The organism is Deltaproteobacteria bacterium (assembly GCA_003696105.1).
Classification (GTDB): Bacteria; Myxococcota_A; Polyangia; order Haliangiales; family J016; genus J016.
Genome location: RFGE01000069.1, coordinates 1 through 16,656 on the forward strand (window position 1 = coordinate 1; position 16,656 = coordinate 16,656).

The 16,656-nt window shown below is 68.9% G+C and carries 9 protein-coding genes; 4 read left to right on the plus strand and 5 right to left on the minus strand.

Annotated elements, in window-relative coordinates; all coding sequences use genetic code 11:
- Both D6689_04465 and D6689_04470 read right to left on the minus strand, forming a co-directional pair.
- Positions 1-133, minus strand: a 133-nt coding sequence (locus D6689_04465; GenBank protein ID RMH43661.1) for a Uma2 family endonuclease, incomplete at its 3' end; no start/stop codon positions are given.
- A 117-nt stretch (positions 134-250) separates the two neighbouring features.
- A complete protein-coding gene (locus D6689_04470; GenBank protein RMH43662.1) occupies positions 251-2,398 on the minus strand; it encodes a hypothetical protein in 2,148 nt (715 codons plus the stop codon).
- Positions 2,399-3,306: 908 nt separating this feature from the next.
- Between D6689_04470 and D6689_04475 the strand changes: the two genes are divergently transcribed.
- From D6689_04475 to D6689_04490, 4 genes are all read left to right on the plus strand, one after another.
- A complete protein-coding gene (locus tag D6689_04475; protein ID RMH43663.1) occupies positions 3,307-7,110 on the plus strand; it encodes a hypothetical protein in 3,804 nt (1,267 codons plus the stop codon).
- On the plus strand, positions 6,507-7,844 hold the full coding sequence (locus D6689_04480; GenBank protein RMH43669.1) for a 16S rRNA (uracil(1498)-N(3))-methyltransferase: 1,338 nt from the start codon (positions 6,507-6,509) through the stop codon (positions 7,842-7,844). Before D6689_04475 ends, D6689_04480 begins: the two co-directional genes overlap by 604 nt.
- Before the next feature lie 145 nt (positions 7,845-7,989).
- Positions 7,990-8,490, plus strand: coding sequence for a hypothetical protein (locus tag D6689_04485; GenBank protein ID RMH43664.1), 501 nt, complete (start codon positions 7,990-7,992; stop codon positions 8,488-8,490).
- A gap of 18 nt (positions 8,491-8,508) precedes the next feature.
- On the plus strand, positions 8,509-8,874 hold the full coding sequence (locus tag D6689_04490) for a hypothetical protein (GenBank protein RMH43665.1): 366 nt from the start codon (positions 8,509-8,511) through the stop codon (positions 8,872-8,874).
- A 676-nt stretch (positions 8,875-9,550) separates the two neighbouring features.
- On the opposite strand, the gene D6689_04495 is transcribed toward D6689_04490, so the two are convergent.
- From D6689_04495 to D6689_04505, 3 genes are all read right to left on the minus strand, one after another.
- Complete coding sequence (locus D6689_04495; GenBank protein RMH43666.1) at positions 9,551-14,056, minus strand: hypothetical protein; 4,506 nt, start codon at positions 14,054-14,056, stop codon at positions 9,551-9,553.
- Positions 14,056-14,973: a hypothetical protein gene (locus D6689_04500; protein RMH43667.1), complete on the minus strand. Its 918-nt coding sequence runs from the start codon at positions 14,971-14,973 to the stop codon at positions 14,056-14,058. The genes D6689_04495 and D6689_04500 overlap by 1 nt, the downstream gene beginning before the upstream one ends.
- A 972-nt stretch (positions 14,974-15,945) precedes the next feature.
- Positions 15,946-16,647, minus strand: a complete 702-nt coding sequence (locus tag D6689_04505) for a hypothetical protein (GenBank protein ID RMH43668.1) — start codon at positions 16,645-16,647, stop codon at positions 15,946-15,948.
- Positions 16,648-16,656: the final 9 nt, after the last annotated feature.

The window sequence follows — 16,656 nt, forward strand, 5'->3', positions numbered from 1 at the left end:
GCGCGGCGACCTGGCGCTCGAGCTCGGCGATCTGCGCCCGCTGCTCGGCGATCTGCGCCTGCTGCTCGGCGATCTGCGCGTCTCTCGCCGCGACCGCGGTTTCGAGCTGCGCGATGCGTTCGGCCGCGTCCAACGAACAACGTAGATCACCTTTTCGATCCCGCGTCGATCCTCATTTTTTTCGATCTCGCAACCGATCGAAACGATCGGACTTTTAGCCGCCCTGAACAGTTACTTTCTCGCAGCGCCGTCATCTACCCGCCCCAGCGGTACGACTCGACCGGGGGCTGTCGTCGTCGCCAAAGATGCGAAAGGCCAGGGCCTGGCCGCCGACCCCCGCCGCCACGAGCCGAAACCTCTCGGGGTGTGCGGAGATGTAGGCCAACTCTGGGGTGTCCAGAGGAGGCAGGACGACGACGAGATCGATTCCCCCTGCCGCGAGCCGACGGTACCAGGCTTCGAGGTCGAGATCCTCGAGCACGGCCGCCTTGTCCCGATAGTCTTTTATCGCCCCGCTCCGGGTCACCGGAACGTAGGACACGTCGTGCTGCAGCTTGTCTCCGAAAAGGGGGAACAGGTACCAGTTGTGCCCGATGCCGTCCCATCCCGCAGTCACGGCCACCTTCTGTCGCTCCTCTTCCGCGAGCATCTCCCACAACGGGTACGCCGTCATGGCCCAGGGGTGCAGCGGGTGCACGTCGAAGGTGCGCTCGCTGTAGGCTTCTCGCCAGGTGGGGAGCCGAGCGTACCGGCGGATCTCATGTAGCGCTCCGGCCGCCAACATGAGCGCCACAGCCAGGAGAACCCCACTCGCTGCGAGCCGCCCCCACAACGCCCAGCCAAGACGCGCGATGAGGACCACGAACAAGACCAGAGCCGCCACCAGCCCCGCTTGCGCCCAGCCGAGCGGCCCGAGGCCCACCGGGAACGCATACACCACCGACACGACGCTTTCCGCCGCCAGCAGGACGTCAATCACGGGCCGTCTCCATCCCGCCGCCAAGAGCGCCGCCGCCAAGAGCGCCGGCGCCAAGTAGCGCCCGGACACATCCCACCATTGCAACCGCAACGCGGCCACCCGAGGAGAGGAGAGCATGGCAACGTTCAGCCCGAGCACGACCAGGAGAAACAGGACGTGCCGAGTTCGCGACTCCCGAGCCAGCCGGACGCTGCCAAGAGCCGCCATGGCCGCCAACACCGCGGCGCCCGGCCCTAGATTTCGGTGAGGCCACCCGGACGCTGCCGATCCCGTGAGCATTCGCGCGATGAGTTCCCCTGGTGGAGGGAAGACCGCACCTGGAAAGAGCTTGGCGGACTGTAAGAGCTCGAACTCGTCGTTCCCCGGGAAGCCCAACAGCGACACGGACACGGGATAAAAGGGATTGCCCGTTTCCCACCAAGTCCTCGCGTAATGAGCAGCCCCCACAAGAGAAAGGGCAAGCGCCGGGAGCGCGACGCGAGCGAGCTCACGAACCGACTTGCCTCGTCCGACTATTCCGAAAGCGGCGAACGCGGCGAAGACGCCAAAGAAAACCACACCGGGGTGCTTGGCCGAAGCCAGCACCGACAGCGCCGCCGCCCCCAGCGCAAGATCCGACGCGGCCCGGGTTCGGAAGAAACGGAAGAGAAACAGCGCCCCGATGGCAAGCGTCGCTCCCACCAAGGGGTCGACGTACGCGCTCGTCACGAGAGAGAGCAACGACGGCGACGAGCCCACCGCCGTGGCGGTCAGGACGGCCCGCCGGATTGGGGCTCCCATCTCTCGTGCGGCCGCGTACACCCCGACCAGCAGCAACACGAAGATGGCAAACCCCATGCCCGGTACCAAAGCCGCGCTCCGGGTTGCGAGCATCGACCAGGCAAACAAGATCTCCCCCGACGGCGGAAAGTACTCGTAGTAGCTCCAGGCATCGGGAGCCGGGTGCCGCAGAAGTCCCCCATCCTGAATAAACCGCCCGGCATGCACCAGGTGGTACGTCAGAGCGTCCCACGCCAGGGGAGGGGCCGCCAGACCTCGGAACGTCATGGCCAAAGCCACCAGCACGACCAAGCCCAGGGGTATGAGGGCCCATCCTGCCTCACGGAAAACACTCGCCGTCCGGCGGCGGTCCCGCTGCAGACGCTCGCCTAGCCCCGACGGTGCGCTCCGCGCGGCCAAGAGGCAAAAGGCGCCCAGAAGGGGCAGCACGACCCAGGTCCGGAATATGCCCAGAGGAGCCAGCACCCAGAAAAGGGCGCACAGCCCCCACAGGCTCAGTGCGCCTGTGCCACACAATCGGGCGCTCGTGCCCTGCGGGACAAGCCTGTCCGCAAGAGCGTATGAGCCCCCCACGACGGCCAGGCCCAAGAGAACCGTCGTCAACATCCCCCCGGCGAACAGGACCGTCTCGATCAACAAGTCTCCTTCCTCCCAGACAGCGAGCGCGCTCCTCGAGTGTCCTCCAAGGAGAGGTTCTTCATCCACAAGCGCGCGCTCATTTCACCCGCTGCTAACCAGAAGTGCGCCTTCCTGATCGGCGACAATTACTCTTGCCGGTCCCGTTGCCTCACGCGAGGGTGTCACCCGGCTCGTCTCCGGAGAATCGTACCCATGCGGGCCCCGAGTGAGAGTCTATTCCGAAGGGGCTGGGACAGACTGTGGCGCACAGGATGGATCGCGTGTGGCTTGATGGTACTCAACCGCGCGAGGCGGTTGACGGCGCCCGGCTCGGGCGGTCGTCGCTTCCGTGAAACGCCACGTTGTTCTCCGGCGAAAAGAGCAGAGTTCTTGCTCTCATAGTTCGCCACTCCCTGACCCGGCGCTGAAGTGTCCGTAGCTGCTCGTCCGGGAACTGTCCTGGGTGCTCGACGCGGAGTCGCACGAGGATGTCCGTCGCGGCCATCTATGGCGCGGCCTCAAGCCACTCACGAACGACTGGCCAGACGTTCTCGAATGGGTCCTTTCGCGTCCTCCAGGTCCGCGGAAGCCGAGTCGTCTTTTGATGGGTTGGTCGGACCTCGCCCGCGCGCCAGGCGGTCCCCAAGGTCTGCAAGAACGCGCCGAGTTCGTCGTCGCCCCGAACAGCAAGGTAGGCGGTCTCGCCGGCAACGAGCGCCGCGATGTGTTGATGCGCACCGCGGATCTCGTCGAGGAGGCGAAGTGGATCGAGCTCACCGGCAATGTTGCTGCGTCGGCTGAGCCCAGATTCGGGTTGGTTTTGTCACGCAACAGCGAGCAGCCCAAGCCGATAGCCGGTACGTGCCCGTTTCGCGACAAGTCGGGCCGGGATCGACTCAACCGCCCCGGCTGGCGTCGCCGGTGCGCGCATGCCGGCCCGCGTTGCCGCTTCACCGATATACTCGGGATACGTGGCGTTTGGGGGGACCGCTCGGTACGAACTCGTCGGCAAGCTCGGCGAAGGAGGTATGGGCCGCGTCTACGAAGCGGTCGACACGCTGCGCGGCATGCGCGTGGCCGTCAAGACGCTGCGCGATATCGACGCGACCAGTTTGTACCGCTTCAAACGCGAGTTTCGCGCGCTCGCCGACATCAGCCACCCGAACATCGTCACGCACTACGAGCTGGCGTCGGACGGCGACGAGTGGTTCTTCACGATGGAACTCGTCGAGGGGTGCGACATCCTCCACTACGTGCGCCCCGACGACTACGATTCCGCGCGGGTGCGCGCCGCCCGCGAAGCAGCGCACGCTGCCGATGGCGCGACGCTGGCGACGAACGTCGCGCTCGGGACGACGCGAGCCGACGCGGTCGCCGGGAACATGCCCGTCCCCGTGGTGCCGACCGCGCGCCGCCCACGGGTCGCCTTCGGCGACGTCGCGGATGCGTCGCGGCTTCGCGATGCATTCGTGCAGCTGGCTGGCGCGCTCGACGCGCTGCACGCCGCCGGCATGGTCCACCGCGACCTCAAACCGTCGAACGTTCGCGTCACGCCCGCTGGCCGCGTCGTCCTCATGGATTTCGGCATCGTCGCCGAGTTGACCCACCGGGCACACGACGCGGCCGGCGGCGTCGCCGTCGGGACACCCGCATACATGGCGCCCGAACAGGCAGCTGGGGACCCACCCTCGCCTGCCGCCGACTGGTATGCGTTCGGCGTCGTGCTGTTCGCCGCGCTGACCGGCCGCCTTCCGTTTACCGGGCGCAAGGCTGCGATCCTGGCGGCCAAACAGATGCGCGACGCGCCCGATCCCCGCCGCTTCGTCACCGGTGCGCCGACAGAGTGGACCGCACTGTGCGCCGCGCTGTTGGCGCGTCGCCCGGAGGATCGCCCCACGGCGCGAGACGTCCTGCTCGCGTTCGGCGCACGTCGCGATCGCGCCCGTACCGCTGCAACGACCCACGGCGACACCGGGCTGTTCGTCGGTCGCGAGCGCGAGCTCGCCGAGCTACATGCATCGTACCAGGAATCGCGTGGCGGCCGTCCGGTAGCCGCGGCGCTGATCGGGCCGGCCGGCATCGGCAAGTCGACGCTCCTGCGGCGGTTCACGCACGAGATCGCCATGCGCGACGAGCGCGCGCTGGCCTTGTACGGCCGCTGCTACGAGCGAGAGAGTCTGCCGTTCAAAGCGTTCGATCCCGTGTTCGACCACCTGACCCAACAGCTGTGCGCCGGCCGCGCCGCGGTGTCATCTCTTCCCGCCGACATCGGCGTGGCGACGCGCTTGTTCCCGGTCTTGCGCCGAATCCCCGGCGTGGCGGGCCGCCCGAACGGAACCGACGCGAACCCGACGGAGCTGCGCGCGCGCGCGTTTGCGGCCGTGCGCGAGCTGTTCGGTGTGCTTGCGGCCGCGCAGCCGGTGCTTGTGTGCATCGACGACCTGCAATGGGCCGACGACGACAGCGCGGAACTACTCGACGAAGTCGTGCGGCCGCCGGGGGCTCCCGGCGTGCTGCTGGTCGCGGCGATGCGGTCGGAGGACGTGGACCGCGACGGCGCGATCGCCGGACGCATGCTCGACGTGCTCGCGAGCCGCGCGACGCTGCACCGAATCGATGTAGGGCCACTCGACGCACGCGAGCGGCGCGAGCTGTGCGAGCGTTTGCTCGGGCCCGACGCCGCGGGGCTGGCGGGAGAACTGTCACGAGGCAGTGACGGAAATCCCCTCCTGCTGGCCGAGATCGTTCGCTTCGCCCGCGACGATCCGCACGCCGCCGCAACGGCCCCGACGATCGAGCAGGTACTCGCCGCGCGCATGGCACGGCTGGCCGACGGCGCGCGATCGCTCGTGGAGGCGATCGCGGTAGCTGGCGAACCTACCGCGCTGTCGACACTGGCCGCCGCGGTGGACCTGACGCCAGAGCAATGTGAGCGAGCCGTCGGTCAGCTTCGCGTCGAACACCTCGCCCGCGTGGCGGAACACGGGCGCGACCCGTATCTCACGGCCTATCACGACATGGTGCGCGAGACGATCGTCGCCCACCTGTCGCCCGAAAGGCAACGCGACCTTCACCGGCGCCTCGCGATCGCACTCGAACGAACGGACGGAGCCCCGGTCGATGCGCTCGCCCGCCACTGGCTCGCTGCCGGCGACCGCGACCACGCTCGCGCGTACCTCGTGCGCGCCGCCCGCGGCGCTGCCGACAAGCTCGCATTCAGCCGCGCCGCGGACCTGTATCGCGCAGCTCTCCACCTGTATCCCGCGAACGGCCGAGAGTACGTCGACGTGCTCGTCGCCATGGCCGACGCCCTCGAACTCGCGGGCCGCTACGACGAGGCCGCCGCCGCGTTCGCGCGCGCGACCGAGGCCAGCGCAGCTGACGCGGCGGCCGACTACACGCGACGCGCGGCGGACAACCTGCTGCGGTGCGGTCGCGTCGCCGACGGCCTCGCGGCCCTCGAGAGGGTCGCGGCGGACCTCGGCGTCACGATCGCCCGCACTCGGCGCCGCGCCCTCACCGCGCTGTTGTGGCGGCGCGCACGCATCGCAGCCCGCGGCTATCGCTACACGCGACGCAACCCCGCCGACATCGCCGCGCGCGACCTGGGGCGACTCGACACTCTGTATGCGGTGTCGACGTCACTGGGCATGATCGACCACATTCGCGGCGCCGCAATTCAGGCGCAGCACCTGTCGACGGCGCTGCGGTACGGCGAAGCGAGCCGCGTGTGCCGAGCGTTCGCGATCGAGGCGGTATTCCGCGCGTCGTTCGGCGGGCGGCACGCCGCACGGGCCGAGCGACTCGCCACCCGCGTCGAGCTGCTCGCCGGAGAGTTGCACGATCCCTATCTGGCGGGCCTCGGACACATGGCGCGCGGCGCGATCGCGATGTTCGGCGCCCGGCCGCAACGCGCCGCGCTGGCATTCCGCGAAGCCGAAGCGCTCTTTGCGAACCAGTGCAGCGGCGCCGAGTGGGAACGCATCACGGCCGCGTATTTTTCCGCCGTACACACCATCCTCACCGGCGACATCGAGACGGGTACGCGCCGTGCCGCCGCGTTCGTCGACGCCGCAAAGCACCGGCGCAACCGCTACGCCCGCGCGCTGTTCGCGACCTATCCGGGAACATGGGCGCATCTGGCCGCCGACCGACCGGAGGCAGCGCACGCCGACCTCGACGCGGCGATCGACGGTTGGCCCGCCGACACCTATCTGCTGATTCACCACATCGCGACGACCGCGCGAATCCACGCGCTGCTGTACGCGGGCGACGCGTCCGCCGCACGGCAGCGGCTGCACGCCACCGAGCGCGCTTTCCGCGGCGCCATGCTCGCGCGGTTGCCGCTGTTGGCGGCCGAGCGGGGCGTACTGTGGGTTCAGGCGGGCTTCGGCGTGGGCGACCGCGCGGCCGTGCACCGGGGCGTGCGTGCGGTGAAACGGTTCGGGCACACGGTCGGCGAGGGACTTGTCCGCGCATGGCGGGGAATCGCGGCGGCCCGCGACGGCCGCGTCGACGAGGCCCGGCGCGCGCTACGCGCCGGCATCGACCGTTGCGACGAGGCGGGTTACGGCATCTATGCGCTTGCGCTGCGGTATCGACTCGCCGAACTCATCGGCGGGACCGAGGGCGCGCGCCAGCGCGATGCCGTGCGCGACCGGCTCGCGCGACAGGGATGCGCGGCGCCGGATCGCATCGTGGCGATTTTCGGCCCGGCGGTGAGGGTCCCGTGAACCTCCTGCTGCTCGATGCCGACGAGGTGGTCGACGGGCGTGCCGTCGTCGGCGGACGTCGAGCGCGTCACCTGCGCGACGTGCTGCGGGTCGCGCCCGGCGATCGGCTGCGCGCCGGCATCGCGCGCGGGCCGCTGGCGACCACCGTCGTGACCGCCGTCTCCGGAGATACCGTCGCGTTGGCCGTCGATGCGATCGGCGCGCCTCCCGAGCCGCCGCCGGTCGATCTCGTGCTCGCCGTGCCGCGCCCCAAGTCCCTGTCGCGCGCGCTCGAGGCCGCCGCGTCCTTCGGTGTCCGGAGAATCGATCTCGTCAACGCGTGGCGCGTCGACAAGAGCTATCTGCAGTCGCCGCGGCTCGCGCCCGATGCGCTCGCACGGAGCGTCCGCGCCGGGTGCGAACAGGGTGGAACGACCTGGGTGCCCGACGTCGTCGTGCACTCGAGGCTGATGGCGCTGCTCGACGGCCCGCTCGCCGACGCCGATCCCGACCCGCGCCGCCGCGTCTTGCTCCACCCGCGCGCCGACCGTTGGATGGAAGACATCGTGCGCGGGCACAGCCGCGTGGTGTGCGCGATCGGGCCCGACGGGGGATGGACCGATCGAGAAGTGCGGACGTTCGAGGCGCGCGGGTTCTGCGCCGTCTCGCTCGGCCCCGCGGTGCTGCGCGTCGACGTCGCGGTCGCGGCGACCTTCGCGCAGCTCGACCTGTTGCACCGGCAACGCGCCGGCTAGCGTGCGGGCCGAGCACCGCGCGGCCGCGCCATCCGACAGCGCCCGCGCCACTTCACGTGCCTCGTGTGCCGGCGCGCCGCGGCCCGCTTCGTTCCATCCCGGCGGAGCGGGCCCGGCCGCGGCGGCCGCGCGCTACAGTCGCCCCGTGGCCGTCGACTCGTTCCGATTCATGGACCCGATCTCTGCCCGCGTCATGCGCGCGTGGATGAAGCGCGAACGCCCCGGGCCGATCCCGTGGACGCGCCCGGCGAAACCGCTGTCCGCATGCCGGGTGGCGGCGATCTCCAGCGCCGCGATCGTGGCATCCGGCGACGCGCCGTTCGATCTCGAGCGCGAGCGCGCCGACCCGTGGTGGGGCGACCCGAGCTATCGCCGCATCCCGGCGACGGCGACCGAAGCCGGCGTCGACGTCCAACACCTTCACATCGATCCGCAGTATGCGCTTGCGGACCTTGACTGCGTGCTGCCCCTGCGACGGCTGCGCGAACTCGCGGACGACGGCACAATCGGTGACGTTGCGCCCACGCACTATTCGTTCCAGGGCTACCAACTCGACACGACGCCGTTTCTCGCCGACACCGTGCCGCGCATGATCGACGACCTGCGCGCGGAATCGGTTGACATCGCGCTACTGGTGCCGGTGTGACCGTTTTGTTGCCGGTCCGTGGGACTGGCCGCGCGTGCCATCGAGGATGCCGGCGTCGCAACCGTCGTATTGTCGTGGTGTCCCGCCGTCACCGCATCCGTCGGCGCACCGCGGGTTGTGGGGATCGAGATGCCGGGCGCGCACCCGCTCGGCCCGCCGGGAGACGCGGCCACGCAGCGGTCCGCCGTCGCCGGCGCTCTCGATCTCGTCATCACGGCGGAGCATCCCGGTACCGTCGTCGACCTGCCGATCGCGTTGCCGCCGGTGCCCGGCGAGCGACGTCGCGCACACCCGCCTCAGCCCTCCCCGATCGCCTCCCTCATCCGCCGCAAACCGTGGCTCCTCGCCCGCCTCATGTCCGGCCGCATCCCGCAATCGCGTTGACGGCCCGTAGCTTTCGACATGCCGGCACGGTCCCGCGCGCCAGGTGATCGGCGACAATTACTCTCGCCGGTCCCGGTGCGGGCTCCCGAGCACTCCGCCACGCGGGCCCTCGAAAATGGGATCAAGTAGGACTAGGGCGCCGAGGGCGCCACCACAGGTGCGAGTCCGCCGGTAAGACGGAGAGGCCCCGAAGAAACGGGGGCAAGGCGCTCGGGAGTAAACCCGAGCTCGGCGTCGAGGGTCAGGGATCCTTGGGTGGCAGCCGTCCGCGCGACGGAGAGCTCGCCCACGAGGTGCAGGCCCTGTTCGCTCGGCAGGACGCAGCGGGATCCAATGCAGGTTCCTCCGTCGCCACATTCGGCGTTTTCCACAACTTCGCATCGATTGACGATGTGGCCTCCTTCGTCGGAGGAGACACACTGCTCCACGGGACAGACCTGATCCGGAACCCCGCAGTGGAAGGGCTCGTAGAGGCACTCTCCCTGGGAGGTACAGCCCGCTGCCACTTCGCAGGGGCGCGGCGGACAAGACGCCGTGAGCCTCTCCGCCGTGCAGGATGGGGTGGAAGGGGCGTCCGTGCCAGCGTCAGTCGCACCTGCGCCTCCGCCTCCGCATGCGCTGCCGAGCGAGAGGACGCTCAACAGGCAGAAGACGAAGAAGCGGATCGGTTGCCATCTCACGGTCGGACTCCCGCTACGTAATCGAAACGGATCAGGATGTCGGTGACTTTCTGGAGGTCCAAGGCGTTGGGCGAACTGCTGCAGGGTTGGTCGTCGCATTGCAACGCCAGTGCATCTGCCGGGAAGAACAGGGCGTACTGGCCAAACAGCCCGCGGCCCGCAAAACCGCGCTGCGCACCTTGGGCATAGTCGGAGCGCTCCATGTCCGCCCGGGAAACATCCGTCCGAACGCCCGTGAGTACGACGCGAGAAAACGGCGCCACCTCGCCCGCCGACATTTGAAGAAATCCGGGCTGGAGGTCCGGATCAAGGAACAAGTTCACTGCGGGGTTGATGCCGGCCACCTGGAAAGGAGAAGGCGTGCAAGCGGCTTCGGGGCGACACCACTGGCTGCTGAAGTCGTTGGCCTTGAGCACGTCCAGGCGAGCCAGGGTGGAATTGCCGCTTACGCCCTCTCGTCCGACGATGCCAACGTTGACGGACCACAGGCGTTCGGCGCAGTGGTTCTGCGAAAAATATCCCTGGCCGACGCCGTACCCTTCGACGGGCTCCGTGGGAGGCACCAGGTCGAAAGGAATGAGCTGGCCCGCGTACCGGTCGCCTTCGTACACAGCGAAGCGCGGGTCGAGAAGGAAGTTTCGCAAACGTGCCACGGCGTCGAGCCTGGGCTCGCCCGGGGCGGTATCGTGACGATCGGCTAGCTGCAGTATGTCGTCGCGCAAGCTCAGGACGATGAACGCGTCGCCTACGGTCCCGTTGCCGATCTGTCGATTCGCGACGGAGGCCAGCATGTCGGCGCGCACCGACTCGAGATCCTCCGGGGTCTCGGATCGCAAGATGCGGCCCCGGAAGTCGTCGGCGTTGCAGGTCTGTCGCTCGTAGTCGACAGCGATGGCGGCGAGGTACGTCACGCGACGCGCAAGCCGCATGCGCCGTTCGAACGACTCGACCGACGAGTCGATCCACAGACTGCCCCGGTAGGGCGCAGCGGCGTGGCGCTCGGCCAACGCGACGGTGACGCTACGCTGCAGGTTCAGGAGCTCGCGCTTTAAGTTTTCGAAGCGCAAGACGGCGGAACCCAGGCGCTGCACCGAGCGTTGGAGTTCGAGGGTCGCGGTGCGCAGGCCGACGAGTTCGCGGCTCGCCTCGGCCATACACTGGCGGAGATCCCGTTCCGCTTCGATCTGTTCGACGAACGCGTCGTGCTCCGCGGTCTTTTCGTCGAGCTCTTCCTGAAAATGGTCGGCAACCATGCCGAGCACGCCCGACGCAAGGCCGGCCACGCCGGTCACGGCGGCCGCGCCTTTGGCGATGTTCTTGGAAACACCTTCGAAGCTCGACGAAGTTGCTGTGTTGGCGGTCGATCCGCTCACGAAGTCGAATACGTTGGCGGCCCTCCGGAGGCCGGCGATCTTCTTTCGAAGACCGGCCACGGATTCCTCGAAGCGGGCGGTTTCCCGGGCCACCGCCTCGCGGGCCTGGCTTTGAAGCGTGCAGATGCCGACGGCGATGCGATAGCGATCGTAATGCTCCTCAATACGCGCCTGGGCGGCCTTGAACTCCGTGTGGGCGGCCCGGGTCTCAAGCGCGGCTTCGCCGAGACCGCCGCGGTAACATTCGGCGCGATCGAGAGCTTCGGGGGCGGCGGGTTGAACGGGGGGTTCACCACCTTCCGCGGCGTCGGCCAAGGCCGTGCAAAATTGCTGTGCATCGGCGAGCCAGCCGAAACCATCGAGGTCTTCGATTGAAGACGGCGAAGAATCCGGGCTGCTCGGGCTGAAGCCTTCGAAACCGCTCAACGCCCGATCGCTGGCCAGGCTGTCGACGCCGAAATCGAGGCTCGCGAGTTGCTCTTCGGTGAAGAGATACCGAGTCTCACCTACCTGGACGGACCATCCGTCGCCCTCGGGCTCGGCTCGAGCGAGCGCCCCCTGGGCCAGGGCGTCGCGCATCGCGTCGAGGAAAGCATTGGCGTCGTCGGAACCCGGAACGCCGGCGTGGCTGGATGCGGCGCGGGCGCGCGCGGCGATGCAGACATCGCGCAATACGAGGTGAGCGGACAGCGGGCTGGGGGTGGCGAACTCAGCGCACGCAGCGTCCTCGGTGTCGAGAAAGCAGCGGTTGGGGTCGAGGAATCGCTGTTGAGTGGCAACGGCTTCCGCGAGCTCTGCGTCGGCGAGGTCGTCTACGGGGCAGAGGGCCTGCATCCGCGTTCCGTACGACCGTGCGGCTTCGGACCGGAAGCGCGCTTCGTCCGCCGCGGTGGCGACGGCGGTGGCATCGAGCATGAGCGTCCGAGCCCATGCATCGCGCACGGCGTCCCGTGCAGCCGCTGCGTCGGCGACCGCCTGTCCGATCCAATTTCGCCCCTCCGGATCGAGCAAGTAGTTCGTCAGTGCGAAGGCACGAGCCTCCGGCTGATCGACGTCGCGATCGAGGTAGAGGGGCACCTGACCCGGGGCAATACCGAAGAAGTCGGCGCCCTCACGAATCGCAACGAGGCGGGCGAGGGCATCGGCGTAGCTCCGGTCGAATCGCTTCAGCTCGCTGTCGATGGCGTCGAACTCTGCGGAGTCGACGGGCTTTGGTACCCACGCCATCGCGGCCGCGGCCAGGGCGCGGAGGAGCAACACATCGCGGAGGGCGTTTGCGAGCGGCCCGTCGGGGGGCGCGGGCTCACCGGTGCGGTGCCGTTCGCGCAGGAGGGACTCCAACATCACCACGTGCTGTGCGGCCAGACGAGCGATCGAGTAGGCCAAGGACGGTCCCGCCGACGCGTCCGCTTCGCTTTCGGCCAGCCGCTGGAGAAGATGGAGCCCCCGCGGATGGAAGAGCCAGTCCACGGCCCGAAGAGGGCGCGAGGCCAGCTCATCGGGGGTGGGGAGATCCACGCACCGGTCGTCACAATCGGCCGCTAGGGCCGCTTGATAGCGACGGGCTCGGTCGAGCTCCGTGACCGTATAGGTGACCACTTCCAGATATTGCTGGACCAGCCGGTGGGCCCGGTCGAGGAGAGCGGTGTCAGGGCTGTCGGCGAGTACGGCGTCCGTGAGCGCGGCCAACCGACCACCGATGCGTAATGGGTTCAAACACGTATGCGGGGACTGACTGCTGCTACCTGTCGGTCCGTCGATCCACGCCCCGAGATCGGCCCAACACGCCTCTGCGATGGTGTCGCGGGGCGCGAATTCCACGCCGCTGGCAATGCGGTCGAGGGTGTTGAACAAAGAGGGGGCGAAGGCCCGCTGTCCCGCGGAGCACAAGGGCGCTCCGGACAGGTCCACGCTCTCCTGAGGAGAGTAGACATCGGGTTGGGGCGGATCCAGCAAGTCCTCGTCACACGCAAACCAACCTTCGTGCTCAGGAGTGCAGCCGCCGGTTCCGCATAGGATGTCCGCTGCTTCCTCCCAGCTTCCGGGTGCCGGGATCTCCCAGCGTCCGTCGCCAAACGGGCTCACATAGCCAGGGGGAACGGCGGGCGGCTCCCCGGCAGGAGCGCCGTCGACGCGGCGAAGGTCGATCACACCACGCAGGAGCGGCGCTGCCGACGTCCCACCGACGAGGGAGAGCTCGATCTCGAAGGCGAGCCGATTGGCCGAGACTTCGAGTGGACGGCTAGACCAGCCAGCGACGATTTCGGTCTCGGGAGCGCCCGCCCGATCCCAGCGCAGCATCGGCCACGCCGGGACAAAGAGGCGGTCGCCTTCGAGACGGGCAACCCAGCGTCGGTCGGGGTTGAGGACGCCGAAGCCGTCATAGAACACCAGGACCTGGCGGCTGGCGCCCGGGTAAAGTTCAGCGTTGATGGGAACTGCGGGAAGGCCGTCGAGGGTCGTGGAATCGGGTAGCCCGAGAGCGCCACCGCGTTCGAGCCGCAGGGTTCCCGCGAACCGGCCGCCGGAGGGCAGGGGGCCCCATTCCACCGCAGCCTCGCCGAAGCGGACCCAGATGAACGCGGGGCGTCCCCGTTTCGGGTAGACGGCAACAGAGCCGGTGCCGGAGGCAGCCGCGTCAGCGAGTCGCGCCTTCACCACCGCGTGTCCGTCATCTCCGACCTCGAGAAAACAATCGCGGGTGAAGCCGTCACCGTCGCAGGTGACCTCCAGCGGTTCGGTGGCGACGACGCGCAGCCGCTTTCCGGGGGGAGCGGAGATGGCGACGGCGCGCGTGTCGAGGTCGGCGTCGAGCGCGAGCGTGTCCGAGGAAAGTCGGATTCCGCCGAGATTGGCGACCTGGGGTGCGGCATTGGGCGTGACACACTGCCCAAAAGTGTTGCAACGCTCGCCGGCGCCGCACTGGGAGTCGGCGCGACACGCAGCCTCGCAGCGGCCGTACAAACAGCCGCTACCGCAGGGGCAGTCCTCGTCGCGGACGCACGCTCGGTCGGTGTCCAACAAGGCGGGATCGACCTCGCATTGAGGCCGGTCTCCGCTGCAGCCGATCGATGGCGAGGCGGTGGCCAGCGCCAGCAGCGCGAGCCAAGACAGGGGCGATCTCGCCATCAGTACACCCTGCAAAGAAAGACGACCTGGGTGTAAGCGGGGCGGACGTCTACGGTGTGTGCGTGTCCCTGTTCGCCGCCGACTTCCTCGGGTTGGGTGTAGTAAAGGTCGCCGACCGTCGGCTGAAAGCCGGGCAGGCCCGTATGCACGAAGGCGCGGTAGTCTCCGCCCGCGGCAACCCATTGGTTTTCGAGCAGCCGACGAACGGTGCCGTTTTGAAGGTAGGCGTCGAGATACGTAATACCAGAGGCGTCGACCGCGAAGGCTCCCCACCGGTGGGTGTGGCTCTCGCGGCTCGTCGTGGCGGTGTCGGCGCCGCCGGTGGTTCCGACGCCTTCGCCGTCGGTCACGCCCCGCAGGAAGCGACCCTGGAGGTCGGGCTTGTTTCGACCGGCAAGGGGCCCCTTCGTGATGGGGGTTCCGTCGCAGACCTCGAAGCCCGGCGGGAGAGGATCGGTGGCCGGATCGAGAAACGAGGGGACAATGCCGCCGATCGGTACGCCGTTCGCGGCGGACACTGCGTATGGCACGGCATGCAGCCGTTGGGGCGGAAACAGCTGGGGACCGTCGCCTGCGTCTACCGTGGCCACGACCCAGGCATCGGGGCGCGTGCGGACGACGTCGGTGCATGCGTCCGGCAACTCGAGGGAAAAGCGTCCCGCGGACACGGTCACCGCCGACTGAGTCTCGCAGAGTGGGTCCTCCATGGTGGCCGTAGCGAACAGCCGCAGCGTCACGGTCGCAGTGCCTTCGAAGGGCACTCCGTCTTGCTCCAGCGTGCCGCGATACGCTAGCGCGGCCGAAGCGGGAATCATCTCGCCTTGCGCGAAGACGACATGTGACACGACTGCCAGGGCAAGGAGGAGGGCCGCGGCGGCAGCGAGAGTGGACCACTTAGACCAAAGCCGCTTGAACACACCGGTTCGGTTCAACATCCCGTCTGCCTCCTTTCGCAACGGGAATGGCCGCCCCCCCGGCGCGTGTCCGTCGGAAATGCGGACCGTTGCGAGAAATACGCCGTTTGTCAACCTAACATCCGTCGAACGGCCAGGTCAACGCGCTCGGGCTCTCCGGCAGGATGGCTCAGCGAGCGCAGCGGTACCATGTTTGCGGCGGCGAGGGGGCAAGGCGGTGACCCGGGGCGCGGGTAGGCAGTGAGGGAGGGCAGCAGTGCGACCCTGCAGATCCTGGCGGAGACGAACGCGGTCCGCGCGGGCCGGGCGCTTTGCCAGCGACCGGGTGCGGAGCCGAGATCCGAAAACTCGCGCGGCCGGGATGGTTGGGGTCCAAAGAAAAAACGCCGAGGCGGGCAGCCCCGGCACCGGACGCGAATTCAGTGAATGCGTCCAAAAAACAAGTCAGCCAAGGAGACCGCATGGGACATGAACCGTCCAGCCGCAACGATGGGCGCAGCGGTTTTCCGAGGCGCAGTTGTGCGTGCCCGAGCGCGGCAAGCCCTACGCGCTGACGCGCGTGCACACCGTCGCGCTGGTGTCGTCCGACGCGCCGGTGTGCATCCACCCGCGCGCGATCCGGGGCCACACCAACGAGGTGGGCAGCATGCCGGCGCTGATCGACGAGTTGGGCGCCGCCTACGGCCGCACCCGGATCCTCGAGCGGGTCACGTGCGATGCCGGCAACACCTCGCTCGCGACGGCCCGTCGCATCGTCGCGCACATCTGGGAGTACTTCGCGCAGATCCAGTCGATCCGGCCTTCGACCGCACCTGACTCTGCCCGCCTCGGCGCGCTCTGTGACATGGCCCTTCGTGTGCTCGCGGCACCAGCCGCCACGGCGTCGTTGCGCCTGCGCATCCGCCCGTCACCGTGGGCACGCTCCGGCCCGCCTGCCCACACGCCCTTGCGCGGTCACGGATCCATCCTGCGGGTCTACCGGACGGGTTCGCTGGGGTTGACGGCCAGCTCGCCGGCGTCCGTGATCGTCCCCGGTGCCGCGTCGATGCGGTGGCGAAGCAGCGGCTCACGGATTCCCGCCTCGCCGAGCACCCACAACTCCACCGCGCCGGGCGCGACGCGCTCGATCGTGAAACGCCCGTCGTCGGCCGTGACCGGCATCAGGCCGGACAGGACGTACGTGGCTAGACGGTCCTGGGAGAACTCGTCTTGCGACACCGCGGCGACCCGTAGCCCACCCATCGGCCGACCGCTGCCGCGCTCGACGACGCGGCCGGTGAGCCGCGCCCACGGCTGCGCGTGCACGACGATCTCCGACGTCTCGCCGGCGGCCACCGTGGCGGACGCGGTGCCCACGCCGGCGTTCGACGACACGCGCACCGTGTACTCGCCCGGTAGCAGTCGGCCCACACGGAACGCGCACGCCGGCTCCGCCGTGGCGATCGTCCGTCGCGTCGGCCCGGCGATCACGACGTCGCACGCCCCGCTGGCCTCCGGCGCCGAGCCCGCGATCGTCCCCAGCGCCTCCAGACGGATCGTGACGTCGGACCCGGTCTCCACCTCCTTGGCCACCCCGCGACCGAGGTCCCCGGGCGCCTCGACGTACAGGTCATATCGCCCGCGCCGCAGCCGCCTCATTTCGAACCGGCCCTGGCCGTCGGTGACCGCCGGCGGCACCCGGCCGCC